This is a genomic window from Streptomyces sp. NPDC008001, from assembly GCF_042958085.1.
Lineage (GTDB): Bacteria > Actinomycetota > Actinomycetes > Streptomycetales > Streptomycetaceae > Streptomyces.
The window spans coordinates 1050807-1064592 of the sequence record NZ_JBIBIZ010000001.1 but is presented as its reverse complement, the minus strand read 5'-3'; the positions used below and the strand labels follow the sequence as shown (position 1 = coordinate 1064592).

12 protein-coding genes and 3 pseudogenes are annotated in these 13786 nt (G+C 69.0%); 9 read left to right on the top strand and 6 right to left on the bottom strand.

Annotated elements, in window-relative coordinates; all coding sequences use genetic code 11:
* Positions 1-177 precede the first annotated feature (177 nt).
* The 3 genes from ACFZCD_RS04205 (at position 178) to ACFZCD_RS04195 (ending at position 1647) form a co-directional block, all read left to right on the top strand.
* Positions 178-636: a hypothetical protein gene (locus tag ACFZCD_RS04205; RefSeq protein ID WP_391827634.1), complete on the top strand. Its 459-nt coding sequence runs from the start codon at positions 178-180 to the stop codon at positions 634-636.
* Positions 637-865: 229 nt separating this feature from the next.
* A complete protein-coding gene (locus ACFZCD_RS04200) occupies positions 866-1240 on the top strand; it encodes a S41 family peptidase (RefSeq protein ID WP_391827632.1) in 375 nt (124 codons plus the stop codon).
* A gap of 245 nt (positions 1241-1485) precedes the next feature.
* On the top strand, positions 1486-1647 hold the full coding sequence (locus ACFZCD_RS04195) for a hypothetical protein (RefSeq protein WP_391827630.1): 162 nt from the start codon (positions 1486-1488) through the stop codon (positions 1645-1647).
* 52 nt (positions 1648-1699) lie between these two features.
* On the opposite strand, the gene ACFZCD_RS04190 is transcribed toward ACFZCD_RS04195, so the two are convergent.
* On the bottom strand, positions 1700-2956 hold the full coding sequence (locus tag ACFZCD_RS04190; protein ID WP_391827628.1) for an FAD-dependent monooxygenase: 1257 nt from the start codon (positions 2954-2956) through the stop codon (positions 1700-1702).
* Between the two features lie 179 nt (positions 2957-3135).
* Here ACFZCD_RS04190 and ACFZCD_RS04185 point away from each other — a divergent pair, with 179 nt between their 5' ends.
* The 3 genes from ACFZCD_RS04185 (at position 3136) to ACFZCD_RS04175 (ending at position 5784) form a co-directional block, all read left to right on the top strand.
* On the top strand, positions 3136-4104 hold the full coding sequence (locus ACFZCD_RS04185) for a TetR/AcrR family transcriptional regulator C-terminal domain-containing protein (protein ID WP_391827626.1): 969 nt from the start codon (positions 3136-3138) through the stop codon (positions 4102-4104).
* Between the two features lie 152 nt (positions 4105-4256).
* Positions 4257-4850, top strand: a complete 594-nt coding sequence (locus ACFZCD_RS04180; RefSeq protein WP_391827624.1) for a hypothetical protein — start codon at positions 4257-4259, stop codon at positions 4848-4850.
* Positions 4851-4926: 76 nt separating this feature from the next.
* Positions 4927-5784 (top strand): hypothetical protein, encoded by an 858-nt coding sequence (locus ACFZCD_RS04175; RefSeq protein WP_391827622.1) that lies wholly within the window; start codon positions 4927-4929, stop codon positions 5782-5784.
* Positions 5785-5802: 18 nt separating this feature from the next.
* On the opposite strand, the pseudogene ACFZCD_RS04170 reads toward ACFZCD_RS04175, so the two are convergent.
* Both ACFZCD_RS04170 and ACFZCD_RS04165 read right to left on the bottom strand, forming a co-directional pair.
* Positions 5803-6368 (bottom strand): annotated as a pseudogene (locus ACFZCD_RS04170) (IS21 family transposase); the annotation flags it as partial.
* Between the two features lie 532 nt (positions 6369-6900).
* The gene (locus tag ACFZCD_RS04165) at positions 6901-8190 is read right to left on the bottom strand and encodes a glycosyltransferase family 4 protein (protein ID WP_391827620.1); all 1290 of its coding nucleotides are present in this window, start codon (positions 8188-8190) and stop codon (positions 6901-6903) included.
* A gap of 448 nt (positions 8191-8638) precedes the next feature.
* On the opposite strand from ACFZCD_RS04165, the gene ACFZCD_RS04160 reads away from it, so the two are divergent.
* The 3 genes and pseudogenes from ACFZCD_RS04160 to ACFZCD_RS04150 all read left to right on the top strand — a co-directional run.
* Positions 8639-9637: a histidine kinase gene (locus ACFZCD_RS04160; protein ID WP_391827618.1), complete on the top strand. Its 999-nt coding sequence runs from the start codon at positions 8639-8641 to the stop codon at positions 9635-9637.
* A pseudogene (locus ACFZCD_RS04155) lies at positions 9634-10342 on the top strand (response regulator). Before ACFZCD_RS04160 ends, ACFZCD_RS04155 begins: the two are co-directional and overlap by 4 nt.
* Positions 10343-10536: 194 nt before the next feature.
* A pseudogene (locus tag ACFZCD_RS04150) lies at positions 10537-10824 on the top strand (MarR family winged helix-turn-helix transcriptional regulator); the annotation flags it as partial.
* Positions 10825-11327: 503 nt separating this feature from the next.
* On the opposite strand, the gene ACFZCD_RS04145 reads toward ACFZCD_RS04150, so the two are convergent.
* From ACFZCD_RS04145 to ACFZCD_RS04135, 3 genes are all read right to left on the bottom strand, one after another.
* Positions 11328-11750: an NUDIX domain-containing protein gene (locus ACFZCD_RS04145; RefSeq protein ID WP_391827616.1), complete on the bottom strand. Its 423-nt coding sequence runs from the start codon at positions 11748-11750 to the stop codon at positions 11328-11330.
* Between the two features lie 65 nt (positions 11751-11815).
* The gene (locus tag ACFZCD_RS04140) at positions 11816-12361 is read right to left on the bottom strand and encodes an NUDIX domain-containing protein (RefSeq protein WP_391827614.1); all 546 of its coding nucleotides are present in this window, start codon (positions 12359-12361) and stop codon (positions 11816-11818) included.
* A 97-nt stretch (positions 12362-12458) separates the two neighbouring features.
* Positions 12459-13118: a M15 family metallopeptidase gene (locus tag ACFZCD_RS04135; protein WP_391827612.1), complete on the bottom strand. Its 660-nt coding sequence runs from the start codon at positions 13116-13118 to the stop codon at positions 12459-12461.
* Positions 13119-13786: the final 668 nt, after the last annotated feature.

Genomic DNA, 13786 nt, shown 5'->3' with positions numbered 1-13786 from the left:
CACCCGCCCGGGGAAGAGGTGCTGACCGATGCCGGAGTTCGATCGCGGACCCACGGAGCAGTTCGCCGATCTCCTGGCCGAGGTGCCCGAGCCGCCCGTCAAGACCTCGGGCTGACCCGCTCCTACGTCTGTCTCAACTCCTGGACGTATGCGGTCCACCCCAGTCAGGCCTTCGCGATGAAGGACCGGCTCGACGAACCGGAGCAGATGCAGTGGCGCAACGCCGTCTTCGACGGGGCGACGGACACGGCGCTGCAGGCCGTCGTGGCAATGGGTTTCATGGCCCAGGAAGCGGTACGGCTGTGGAGCGCACGGCCCCAGGTCACGCTCTGCGAAGTGCCCCACCCGTCCAGTCATGACACGGCGGAGTTGCTGAACGCCTGGCGCGACGCCGTCGTACAACTGCGCGCGGTCGTGACACCGGACGACGACGGCGACAACACCGGCCCCAACTACGGAACCGACTTCCAGGAGTCCGACTACAGCGCGATCCCCCGCTGCGACCTGCCCTTCGGCGCCCCTGCGTTCCTGGGCGACGACGCCTGGGTACGTGCCGGGCCGAGCGGGGCGCAGAACTCCGTCGGCCGCCCGTCGCCGGACGACCAGCACACGCTGATCTGGAAGGCGCCGAGCTGATGGCGCTCGTCCTGCAGGGCACGGTGGTCACGTTCGACAGCGACCACCGGATCCTGGACCCCGGTGCCGTGCACGTCGGGGACGACGGCCGCCTTGCGGCGGTGCGGCCGGCCGGGCAGGATCCGCCCGCCGGGTTCTCGGCCGCACCGCGGATCGACACGGGCGCGCTGATCCTCCCCGGCCTGATCGACCTGCACAACCACCTCACCTACAACACATCCGCGCCGCCGTGGAAACGGGCGAGCTGTACTCGCAGGCCTTCCCCCTCACCGACCCCGGGGCGATCACCGCCGGCCTGCCGCGCTACGCCGGCCCGAAGGTCCTGATCACCGACGCCCTGTCCTACTCGGCCGCCGACATCTTCGCCGCCGGTTTCCAGGACAACGGTCTCGGGCCCGTCCTCGGGACCGCCCTGGACACCGGTGCCGGCGGCGCCAACGTATGGACACACGAACTGCTCCGCGGATGGCTGCCCGAGTTGCTCGGCGACCTGCCGCGCGGCGCAGGATTCCGGGTGGCCCTGCGGCGCGCCACGCGGGCACGTGGCAACGTCGACGTGCCTTCGAGGACCTCGGCGTGCAGGCGGACGAACTGCACCGGCTGACGAAGCGTGACATCACCGGAAGCAACGACGATCTGCTGGCGGCAGCCGCCGCACTGTTCGCCTGACACCAAACGCAGGGGCCGGTCCGAACACAGGGCCTGGTCCATGGCCACCTGTCTGCGCGGCCGGCCTTCGGCGAAGCCGGCGGTCCGCGTTTTCCAAGAGCCGCACGCAGTTACGGGGGAACGGGCCGGAGGCGAGAGAAGCCAGGCCGTACAGCAGGAGCACCGGGATAGGCTGAGCCGATGTTCAGCGACATAGGACCGTTCGAGGCAATTGCCATCGGCGTCGTCATCGTGGCCGTGTACGTGGTGCCGTCGGTCATCGCATTCCGACGCAGGCATCCCAACCGGTTGCTCATGTACCTCGCGACCCGCCCCGCCCCGGAGCGTGTGACGGCCGTGTGACGGATCCTCGCCGAATGAGATGACGTCTTGAGCGCTCCGTGACGGCGGTCCCCTAGCCCATACGTCCACTGACCCGCGGCCGGGGCTGGGGCTGAGGCCGCTCACCGTATGACGCGAGACCGTATTCCGGCAGTGCAATGTCTCCGGCCTTGGCGAACTGCGCGGCGAGCAGGTTCCGCATCGGCCAGCGGGTCATCTGCCGCATGGAGAGGTCCCGTAGGCGAATGCCGAGCCGGCCAGATGGCGCGAATCCCGAGGCGCCGCCCGGCGGGAGTTGCTGGGCCTGCTTCACGTACGGGCGCATCACCTCGTCGTAGCGGCGGAAGGCGATGTGATGGTTGCCCTCAGCAGCGGCGATTTCACCGGCCAGTACGTATGCGCCGACCAGAGCCAGGCTGGTCCCCAGGCCGGTCAGCGGGGTCGCGCAGTATCCGGCGTCGCCCAGCAGCGCCACGCGGCCGCGCGACCAGTTGTCGAGGCGGACCTGGCCCATGGAGTCGAAGAAGAAGTCCGGGGCTGAGTGCATCGCCTGCAGCAGGCGAGGGGTCTCCCAGCCCACGTGGGCGAAGCGCCGGTCTATCAGCTTCTGCTGGGCGGCGGAGTCACGGCGGTCGTAGGCGAGCGGTGGTGAGCGGAAGCTGAAGCCGGCCTTGATCTCGCCGGGGAGGCGGCCGGGCCGGGCGGAGACGACCAGGCCGCCGGGCGCGTTGTGCATCTGGAACCAGCCGCCGAGGTCCAGGTCGTCGAAGGCGGTGAACCAGGCCGTGTAGACATCGATCGGGTGGACGAAGTCCCGCTCCGGGCCGAAGGCCAGCGCGCGCACCGTTGAGTGCGGCCCGTCCGCGCCGATGACGAGCGCGAACCGGCGCGGCGCCGCTTTCTCGAAGGTGACGGTGACACCGTCCTCGTCCTGATCGATCTTGGTGATGGTGTCGTCGAAGAGGTACTCCGTGTCCGGCAGGGTGGCCTCGTACAGCAGACGGGCGAGGTCGCCGCGGAGGATCTCGATCTCGGAGACGATCCCCTCGCCCCCGAAGCTGTCGGCGGGCACCCGGGCGGTGATCCGGCCGGATGCGTCCACGAGCGCGAGGCCGTGCTGTTCCACGCTCTCCGCCCTGGCCCGATCCATCAGGCTCATCCGCTCGATCACGGTTCGGCCGGCGCCGCGCAGATCCACGGCCTGCCCGCCCGGCCGGGGTTCCGGCGCACGCTCCACGATCGTGACCGCGAAGCCTCCCTTGCGTAGCCAGTACGCCAGTGCGGGTCCTGCGATGCCGGCGCCGCAGATGAGTATCTCGTTGGTCTTCATGATGCCAAAGTACGGCGTACACCGCGGGGCATGCAAGCATGAACTTGCTTGCCAGCACCATGACTTGGGCGGTGGCGCACTAGTGCGGAGCGGCGGGGAACGAGCTCGTACGCGGAGATCGGCCGGCATCGGCAGCTAGTATCAAGCCCATTCAGGCGCACTAGTGCGGAGGAGTATCGGTGGACGGACAGGCCGTATCTCGATCTCGCTACAGCCAGATCGTCGCCGAACTGCGGCAGCGGATCGAGACGGGCGAACTAGCGCCGGGCGATCGCGTGCCCTCGACCCGCGAGATCACCAAGCAGTGGGGCGTCGCCATGGCGACCGCGACCAAAGTGCTCACCGAACTGCGCCGCGAGGGTGTGGTCCGCGCCGTTCCGGGCGTCGGAACGGTCGTGGCGGTCCCGAGCCGCCCGGTGCGGACCGCCCGCCCCGCTGCCGTCGCGCCCCCGGGCGGGCCGTCCGGCGCGTCCGCGGCCCAGGCGGCGCTCACGCTCGGACGGATCGTCGGTGCCGCCGTCACTGTCGCCGACACGGAGGGGCTGGCCGCGGTCTCGATGCGCCGGGTGGCCGCCGACCTCGGGGTGGCGACCATGTCGCTGTACCGGCACGTGGCCGACAAGGACGACCTGCTCACGCGGATGATGGACGCGGTCATCGGGGAGCATCCGTTGCCTGCCGACCCGCCGGCGGGCTGGCGGGAGGCGATCGAGCTGGCGGCCCGGCAGCTCTGGGGTCTCTTCCGCCGCCACCCGTGGCTCGCTCCGGCCCTGTCGGTGACCCGACCCCAGATGATCACATCGGCGCTGCCGTACAGCGAGTGGATTCTCGCCACCCTGCACGGGCACGGACTTGACCTGCAGTCCGCCTTTACCGCGCACCTCACGCTGCTCAACTACGCCCGTGGAATCGCCGTCAACCTGGAAACGGAACGGGAAGCCGAGGCGTACAGCGGCCTCGACAGCGAGGAGTGGATGGACACCCAGGAGCCCGCACTCCTCACGATTCTGGCCACGGGCCGGTTCCCCGCACTCTCGCGCCTCGCGACGGCCGGGTACGACCTCGACCTCGACGCCCTCTTCGAGTTCGGCCTCCAGCGCCTCCTCGACGGCCTCGCCCCACTCCTCGACGAGAGCTCCGCCAGCTAAAGGGAGAGACCGCCCCGGTACGCCGTTCGAGTGGCCCCGCGACACCCGTGCGGCTTGGCCGGATGTCAGGTGGTCCCGCCCCTGAAAGGCAGGTAATCATGTGGCGACCTAGGCCGGATCCGCTCGCATGATGGGGGAATGCCTTGTTGAGCATGAAATTACGTCGTGCTGTCACAGCCGTCTTCATGACTCTGGCGATCGGAGGCGCGTCGACGCCCGCGATGGCCGCGTCCGTACCGGTTGTGGGCGCGTCGGAGCGCATCCACCAAGGGGACGCCGTACCGGGAGTCGCGCCGCAGGGCATCGACGACACCGCGGTGTACCTTGACGAAAACGGAAAGGTACTCCCCACCGGGAACCCGACGAACGTGGATTCCGAGACGTCACTGGCGGCAGCCTGCACACCTGTGAGCGGGAGAGACAATCCGCACCGGTCCGCCACCGGAGTGGCGGTGTCCGGCCACGGATGGTGGGGCAAGGGAACGTGCACCAAGGACCGCGCCAAGGTGTACAACTGCCTCTACGAGTGGTACACGGACAACACCTGGCGCAGGAAAGCGTGTTCGGAAAAGGAAACGCTCAAGCCCGGCACAGGCGGGAGCAGCAACCGCACGGCAGCACGTCACGACTGCACCAACACCAGCGAGGCATCGTGGCGCAACCACGTGGACGTCGATGTGATCGATGAGGGCGACACGGGCGAGCGCCCGTACCGCCAGGCCGCGGTCGCCTGCCAGGTGTTCTGAGAACGAGCAGATCGAGCAGAACGAGCAGACGGAGAACGGCGCGGCTGCGATGCACAGCGAACAGAGAGGACTCGGCGTGCCGGAGCAGAGCGCCACAGATCAGCCCGGCATGGTGCCTGCGGCCCGACGGACCGCAGGCACCATGTTCGCCGCCCTGCACGGTGAACTCGTTGCGCACGCCTGGAGCGATCCTGGCGTCGAGCATGACGCCTACTCGCTCTTCCTCCAGCGGTCGCTCGCCCTGGGATGGCTCGACGACAGGTCGGCCGGCGGCGGCTCCGAGGACCGTTTGCGGCGGGCCCCCGGTTTGTGGGCCATGAACGACGCCGGGTGGAACGATCCCTCCAAGGTTTCCGGGGCCGGCCTGGTCTCGTGGTTCCAGGTCGAGGCCAGTGCCGTCGCCGATGACCGGCCGCTGCCCGTACGGCCCTTCCTGCAGTGTGCCGAGAGTGCGACCGCGCAGACCGGCACACTGCGTCTAACAGCCGTACAACTCCTCCTGCCTGTTCAGGGGCTCGACGCCGCGGCCCGCCCCGCGTACGCGCCCCTCCCGACGATGCTGACGGCCGACTGGTTCGCCCGGCGCAACCCACGGTCGAAGACGCCGGTTGAGGTCAATATCAACAGCGGCCGGGACACCTCGGTCCCCGACGTCGCCGAACGGATCGCAGACTGCCTTCGCCACTTGGACCAACCGGTTTTCGCCTACGGCTCGCATGACCTCGCCGGCCAGGACGCCGTCCTCGTCCCGCCGTTCGACGACAGTTTCTGGAACGGCCCGCCCCTGCACGGCATGGTGCTGCGCGGAGAACTCACCGAGTGGTCGTGCGACGCGGTCGGCTGGCTGGCCGAGACCATCGCCGACACCGCCGCCTCACTCGGCATCCGCACACCGTTGCTACTCACGGTGACCCGAACCCATTCGGCTGGCTGACCCGAACCACTGCGGGCCGCCCGACCGCCAGGACCCGACGGCGCCCTCGTTGTCCCAGACCAGAGCCTTGGGGACGGCTCCGAGCTCGGTCAGCAGGCGCCAGTGCCTCGCGATCAGATCGGCCGCATTGCGTGAGGGGAGCATGCGGGCGGTGATCCAGTGCGAGTAGCCGCAGACCATCACCAGCACTGGCGGGGAGCCGGTCTGGCCGAAGCCGAGCGGGATCTCCGCGGGTGGGAACCACAGGTCGCACTGGGCGAGTTCGCCCGGCTTATAGACCGTCCTCGAGGCCGGTTCCACCGGCAGATACGCCGGCCGCAGCTCGCAGACGCGGTCCTTGAGCACGGTCAGGCTCCGGTTCCAGCCGATCCGCTCGGCGATCACGGTCGCCGGCATGTCCGGCCACTGCGAGAGCAACTCGCGGACGGCCGGCTCGACCGCGTCCACGATCGAGCCCTTCGGAGCCCGCTGGTTCTTCGGCGGCGCGTAACTGGCCACCGCCTGCCGCACCGTGTTCCTGGAGATCCCAGCTTCCTCGCGATCGCCCTGACCGGCATCTTCTCGGCTCGGGTGATCGCGCCCATGACGATCAGGGCCAAGCCTTAGGCGAATGCGAAGACAACGACGAGCAACACAGCAAGCAGAGCGAACGTCTCCCACCGGGTCGCGCGCCTGAGCGTACGCAGCGACATGGGCCTGCTGGGCCTTGAGGCCGCTGACCGGTTCGGGATGTCGTCGCCGGAAGTGGTGTCGCTCATCCCGCCATGCTAACCGCGTCGCAATCGGCGCTGCCGTCGCCGTTGATCATCACGGCGCCTGCCCCAAGGGATCAAATGATCGCCTGGCCCAGTACCAGGAGGACACGTACCCCCATCGCACTGCGGCACCAGCGACCAGGCCATTGCCGAGCCAGAAGCGGCTAGCCGTACCGTCGTCCAGCAGCAGGACCGACGAGGCCACCCATTCGTCATCCAACCGACCGTCGGTCTCCCGGCGGCCGGAGGTGCCGGCGATATTCCAGCTCCGCTACTGCCGCAGGCGACGGAAGCTCTGCCGGCCCTTGGTGTGATCCCCGCGGAACGTCGCGGGCCGGCTCCGGAACGCAGTGCGCGGTTGTTACCGCATGCGCGCTCTGAGCACGACGCGGCGCAGGCGGCGTAGTGCTCCGCGTGCGAGGAGGGTGCCGGTGGCGCGGTACAGCGCGGCCGCCCCCAGGAGCCGGTTGCCGCGGGGCGATGAGGGTACGCCGGACGGAAGGCCGGTGTGGCGGCTGCGCAAGGCGTTGAGCAACTCGTCGTAGCGGCGTGCGGCGTCGTGAGGGGCGAAGGCCCGGGCGGCGCGTTCGCGAGCGGCTGTTCCCATCCGGGTGCGCAGCTGCTGGTCGTCCATGAGGCGCAGGAGGGCTTCGCTGTACGCGCGGACGTCGTCGCGCGGCACCAGGAGGCCGTCGATCCCGTCGCGAATGATCTCGCGCGGGCCGTGCGGGCAGTCCGTACTGACCACGGGCAGACCGCAGCGCATCGCCTCCACGATCGTCATTCCGAAGGACTCGTGCGCGGAAGTGACCGCGGCTATGGACCCCTTCGCCCACTCGGGATCCAGCGGCGTCCTGGCCCCCATGAGCTGCACGCGGCCGCCCGGGCCCAGGCGTTCGATGTCGGCCGCGAGCCGGTCTTTCTCGGGGCCCCCGCCGTAGATGCGCAGGGTCCAGTCGGGGCGCTGTGTGCTGATACGGGCGAAGGCCTCTATGAGCATGTCGTACCGCTTCACCCGGGCCAGGCGCCCGGCTGCCACGATGACCTTGGCCGTGCAGTCGGCCGGGGGCACGGTAGTGCCTGGCACGCTGTTGGGGATGGCCTCGACCATGTCGTGCGGGAGGTGCAGGCCGGTGCGGTGGGCCCGGGCGTCCGCCCGGGTCATCGTCACCAGTGCGTCGAGGTGCGGATACCAGCGGCGCAGCCGGCGGCGGAGACGGTGCGGGTGGGTGTCGTGCGTGAGGTGCTCCTGGCCGATGCGCAGGGCATGGGAAGGACCGAAACGGGCGAGCAGGACGTTGAGCCCGGTACGGGTACTGATCACGACGTCCGCGTCGGTCTCGGCCAGCCAGTCGATGATCCGCTGCTCGGCGAGGCGGTGGTACTGGCCGACGCGGCTCTCGCCCGCGGGGAAGTACCTGCCGGGCTGCCCGGCGCGTGGGTCCTCCGTGACCGCCGAGGTAACGCGGCGGTCCACCAGGGTGGTGAGGGGCACCTCCGCCGGCGGTTCGAGCAGCGGGGCCGCCCGGTGCCGGAAGACGGAGACGAGGCGCACGTCGTGCCGCTCGGCGAGGGACGCGGCCAGGGTGAACGTCGTTCTGGTCGTGCCACCGATGGCATAGGCGTTGTGCAACAGAAAAGCGATGCGCATCACGAATGCGAACGCTTCCGGGTGCGGGACGCGTATCGAGCGGCGATGAAATTCCTGGAACAGCTCATGAAAGAAACGTTAGGGGCAAAAATTCCTCGCCGCATCGGCAAAAAGTAGGCAGCTGTGCGGTGCCGAACGGATGAGTCGTCGGCGGAGCGATGTACTTAAGTACAGGAATGGGCATGCCGACGAGTTCACAGCGGCGCCAAGAGATATGCGGGGCGGGTGGCGACGTATGCTTCGGTGATGTGAGCCGGAAAGAAAACGACCTCGCCCGTCGTGGTCGCGTCATCGATGCGACGGTGGTGGTCGGGGCTGCGGTTCTCTCCCTGGCAGTGGGCTACGCGCGGACGAAAGGCGTATGGCTGTATCCCCGGCTCACCGGGGTCGTCGCCATGGCGCTGGACCGTGTCCTTCCTCCGCGTTCAAGGGCCGCACGGATCTGCTGATGCCGCTGGTGGGCAGTGCGCTGTTGCGGTGGCGGCGCCGGTGGCCGGTTCCGCTCGCGGTGGCACTGGCGCTCCTGTCGGCCATCTGGCCACTGATTCCCTCGGCGCTCATCGCCCTGTTCACCGCTGCCGCCATGCGGCCCTGGCGGACCACCGCCGTGGTCACGGCGGTCGCGCTGCTGCCCTATGTGCTGTACTTGGCGACGCACGCGCACCTTGTCGGCGTGGATATCCCGCCGGCAGCACCCACGGGAATCGTGCTGGTGGGGGTGCTGGTGGGCGCAGCCGTTGGCTGGGGCCTTTTCGTACGCGTATCGCGGGAGAACGCCGAGCACGCCAGAATGGAGGCGGCCTTGCGCGCCGACCACGTACGCCAACGCGAACGGGAATCGCTCGCACGCGAAATGCACGACGTCCTCGCGCACCGCCTGTCCCTGCTCAGCGAGCACGCCGGAGCTCTGGAGGTGAATCCCCGTGCGCCCGCCGAACAGGTCGGACAGGCAGCGGCGGTCATCCGCTCCAGCGCTCACCAGGCGATGGAGGACCTCCAGGAAGTTCTCGGCGTCCTGCGCGCACCGCTGACCGACACCACGCGTTCGGAACCACCCCAGCCGGTGCTGACCGACCTGCCCGACCTGGTCCAGGAGTCACGCACGGCCGGTATGCGGATCGAGTTGGACGAGTCCGTCACCGACGGGGAGAAGGCGCCCGCTGCCACCGGGCGGACCGCGTACCGGATCGTGCAGGAATGCCTGACCAACGCCCGCAAGCACGCACCCGGACAGCCCGTGACCGTCAGGGTGGACGGGGCACCGGGTTCGGGGCTGACCGTGGAGGTGAGCAACCCCGTGCCCGAAGGCACCAAGCCCTGCGTACCCGGCAGCGAGCTCGGCCTCATCGGCCTGCAGGAGCGCACAGCCCTGGTCGGCGGTGCCCTCACCTACGGCCGTCACGAAAAGTCCCACCGAGTCCGGGCACGGCTGCCATGGCCCGCATGATCCGAATCCTGCTCGTCGACGACGCCCTCGTCCGCGCGGGTCTGCGCATGATGCTCGCCTCCGCCGGCGACATCGAGGTCGTCGCCGAGGCCGCCGACGGAAGCGAAGTGGAGGCGCTGGTGGACCGGCACTCCCCCGACCTCGTCCTCATGGACATCCGGATGCCCACCGTCGACGGCCTGGACGCCACCCGCCGGCTGCGGGCCCGCCCCGAAGCACCGGAGGTCGTGGTGCTGACCACCATCACCACCGACGGCTACGTCCTGCGCGCCCTCCAGGCCGGGGCCGCGGGCTTCCTCCTCAAGCACACCCACCCCGACCGGATCATCGACGCGGTACGGCGGGCCGCGGCCGGCGAGCCGGTCATGTCACCCGAAGCCCTGCACCAACTGATCAGCACGGTCACCGCCGGCTCGTCCGAAGCGGCCTCCCCCGCGCCCGCCTCGGCGCCGAAGCCGACACCGACAACCGCACCCGGCACCGGTTCAGGACGGTGAAGCGCAGCGCCTGCTCGGCCTCCTCGAAGAGCGTGAGCTGGACGTCGCAGTCGCCATCGGCCAAGGCAGGACCAACGCCCAGATCGCGTCCGACCTCTACATGAGTCTCCCCACGGTCAAATCCCACGTCTCACACATCCTGGCCAAGCTCGGCCTGAACAACCGCGTGCAGATCGCTTTGCTGGTCCACCGCTCCGGCAGAGCGTGATCCCGCAAGCACGGCGACCGGACTGTTACGCGGACCGGGACTGACACGAAATGATTGTGGCTGGGGACTACAGGGTGGGGCCCGGTGCGGGTCATGGGACTCCTCAGGCATGCGGGACGAACCAACAAATGCGTGCGTGGAGCACGCTTCTCATACGAAAAAGCGTGCTCGGCGCACGCTAAAGCCGCACCACCGTCACACGCCGCGCCGACCGGCTGGAGCACGCTGGCCTGCTGCGGCGCGACCCCGACCCCACCGACCGCCGCGCAACCCTGCTCGCGTTCACCGGAGAAGGGCGCGACGTAGTGGACACCACCCGGCAACGCCTGGCCGCTCGCATCGAAGACTCCCTCGCCTCCTGGTCACAGGCCGACGCCCGGGCCTTCGCCATCTGGCTGCGACGATTCGTCGGCGAAGGCCCCTTCACAGCCGCCGAACCCCCGAACGGCCAACCGTTGGCGTGCGACATCAGGTCGCATTAGCGGCGACGACCTTGCGAGGATGGACGCATGGTCAGCACCGAAGAGTGGGTCCGGGCCCGAAGAGACCTGCGGTTGGGGCAGAGGCTTTCCGGGACAGTAGCCGCGGTGCCAAATCCGGGCGCAACTGGGCTCTTCGTCGACATCGGCCTCCCAGTTGGTGGGTTCGTCGATGTGCTGCTGCTCCCGGCGGGAGCTATCGCACCCCCGCGACATCAACCACACGTTCCGCACACCAACCGGCAGCCACAGCTCCAACAGACGCGAATCGCCCTTCTGGCGAAGCCGTAACGGCCGGCGAAACCGAGCCGAGGCACCTGGCGGTCGTGGAAGACCGCATCAACTGACGTCGGCACCTCGGGAGGGTCTCAGGCGGTCGCGCAGCCAGGGATCGGTGTGTCACTCGGAAGCGAGAAGCCCTGATCCGTCTGCGGCGGGTGCACCGAAGACTGGTGAACCGACGCCTGAACACCCGTCTTCGGTGCCTTGCCGGCACGCTTACGCGATCACGTGGTGTCGCTTCCCGTGTCGATTTGGTGCCGCTCGATGACAGCATTCGCCCATGGACACATCACGAGCCGGGGGATCACGTCAGCGGGGAACCAGCGCAGCATGACCCCCTCCGTGAGGGGCAGGGTCTCCGCCTCGCCGTCCCAGTGCCCCAGGAAGACCGTGATCTGATCGCTCTCGTCGGCCGGCACGTGGGCCGACACGGTCATGTACCTCTTCAGCTCAGGCAGGACGAGGCCCGCCTCCTCCTTGAGTTCCCGAGCGATCGCCGCCTCGGCCGTCTCCTCGCCCTCCCGGCCGCCGCCGAGCAGCGACCACGTGCCCGGATCGCAGATGCCGGGGATGTTGTCGCGCAGATGCAGCAGGTACTCCCCGCGCGAATTCATGATCAGAGCTGCTGTGCCCGTTGGTTCTTGCATGGCTGTCCTCCTGACGCTCGGATGCTCGGGGCTCGGGGCTCGGGCCGAATACCGACCGAGCGTGATCAGCTTGGCGAGACGGCCCCCGGACTCCTCGGTCGGCCAGTACGGGGCCGACGGGTGTTGGCCAGGTGGCTGGCCTCTCGCAGGTACGGGCACCGTCCGCCGCGCAGGACCTCGGTCGCGATCGCGAGGACGCGGGCTTGCTCGGACGGCACCAGCGGCGCCCACTCTTCGGCGGTGCGCATGCTCCAGGCGTCGTGTTCGTCCGACAGCTTCACCTCGACGGTGCTCGCGTCGACGAGCGGTCCCTTGAACAGGGTGAACACCTCGGGGACACCTTCGGGGTGCAGACCCCAGTCGACGGCCAGCAGTTCCGGCACCTCCGGCATGGCCAGGCCCGTCTCCTCGTACGTCTCGCGCACGGCGGTTTGCCACAGGTCCTCGCCCTCGTCGTGACCGCCACCGGGCCACTGCCAGGCGTCGCCCCAGGAGGTGTGCAGCAGCATGATCCGGTGCTCGGCGTCGTGTACGAAGGATGCAGCGCACTCGAGGATGCGCGCGCGGCCCGCGAGCCATTCGGCCCGGGGAAGCTTCGGGTGCGAGGTCAACGTGTCGTCCTCTCCATCGCGGCACTGGCGCTTCGGGGTGGACTCGAAGGCCGGGGTGAGGGCTCGATGTCTGTACCCGTCACGGTGTCTGTACCCGTCACAGCTGCGGTGGAGGCGCTGCCGGCCCGTACTGTGCTGTGGGCGAGTGGGACATCAGCGCCCAGTAGCGGTCGCCGAGACTCCAGTGCCACCACTCCGTGGGGTAATTCACGAGTCCGGCTCCGGCGAGCACCGAGGCGAGGATGCGCCGGTGGTAGCGCGCCTTGGCGCTGATGTTCTTCGCGTTCATATAGCAGGCACCGTCGCTCTCCTCGGGCGTGGCGTTCGTGCTTGTGCCCAGGTCGAGCTCGTGGCCGTTCGCGTCGGCCAGGGTGATGTCCACGGCGGCCCCGGCAGTATGCGGTGCGATCTCCGGCGGAGCGACGAAGCGGCTGGCCGCCCGGCGCACCTGGTCGCTCGTCCACTGCGGATTCGCTGCCTGCAGTTCCCCGGCGTACTGCGTGAAGTACTGCTCCTGGAGTGCCGGCGGCCGGTAGCCCTCCGCGAGCAGCAACCGCACGCCGTCAGGAAGCGCCGCCTGCGCCCGTAGGAGCCGGTCGAGCACTCCCTCCCGGACGTGCGCGAACACTCCCTCCGGATCTTGCCGACTGTCGTCGACCAGCAAGCGGCTGTAGCGCACGTCCACCAACTTTTCGCCGCACTCGCGGACCGGTATCGCCGCAACGCGCGGATCGCACATCAAGACGATGTCAGACACGGCGCTATCCCCCCCATCAGATGCACCCGAGTAAAGAAGCCCCCGTGACTAACCGGTCTCGGCCCGCGAAGGGCACGGCGTGAGGGCAATGAGATGCGGTCACCATGTGTGCAGCGAATCGGAGCCCTTCCCGAGCGGTGCGAGCAGCCCGGATCGAGCACGCCGCCCACCACCACGGCCTGTCCGACTCCCGGCTCCGGCTCGGTCTTCCGGTCTCACACCATCGAGCGCACGACCGCCGACGAGGTGCGCGGTGCCGCCGCGGGTATGGCTTCTCTGGGCTCTTTGAGGAGCCCACGAGGCACAACACCCGCTCGGGAGATTGCTGCATCCCGAGCAGGTGCCGAGTCGGCCGTCAGGAGGAGTGCGCGCGCTGACCGCTAGGGAATCCCGACCGAGTTGTGCGCGCTGGCTGGGGAGTAATGGTGGTTGCCGTCGAAGGTGGCGTCATACCCGTGGAGGACGAGCTGAGTGAGCGGTCAGAGTGAGCGCGGTGATCGACCGTCCGAAGGAGGCGAGCTTCATTAAGCCCTTCCGTTGGGATGTGGGCAGCAGCTGGAAGGCACAGTGCCCTAGCGCGCGGCCCTACCGTAGAGACGTATCTCCAAACGAAGCTTTCGGCGACCGGGTACGAAACCGGACCGATGCGCTCCGAATGGGTGACACGC

Excerpts from the sequence above, each read along its gene's own strand:
- ACFZCD_RS04205 (WP_391827634.1), top strand. The coding sequence starts at position 178 with ATGAAGGACCGGCTCGACGAACCGGAGCAGATGCAGTGGCGCAACGCC.
- ACFZCD_RS04145 (WP_391827616.1), bottom strand. The coding sequence starts at position 11,750 with ATGCAAGAACCAACGGGCACAGCAGCTCTGATCATGAATTCGCGCGGG.
- ACFZCD_RS04190 (WP_391827628.1), bottom strand. The coding sequence starts at position 2,956 with ATGAAGACCAACGAGATACTCATCTGCGGCGCCGGCATCGCAGGACCC.
- ACFZCD_RS04180 (WP_391827624.1), top strand. The coding sequence starts at position 4,257 with ATGAAATTACGTCGTGCTGTCACAGCCGTCTTCATGACTCTGGCGATC.
- ACFZCD_RS04160 (WP_391827618.1), top strand. The coding sequence starts at position 8,639 with ATGCCGCTGGTGGGCAGTGCGCTGTTGCGGTGGCGGCGCCGGTGGCCG.
- ACFZCD_RS04165 (WP_391827620.1), bottom strand. The coding sequence starts at position 8,190 with ATGCGCATCGCTTTTCTGTTGCACAACGCCTATGCCATCGGTGGCACG.
- ACFZCD_RS04195 (WP_391827630.1), top strand. The coding sequence starts at position 1,486 with ATGTTCAGCGACATAGGACCGTTCGAGGCAATTGCCATCGGCGTCGTC.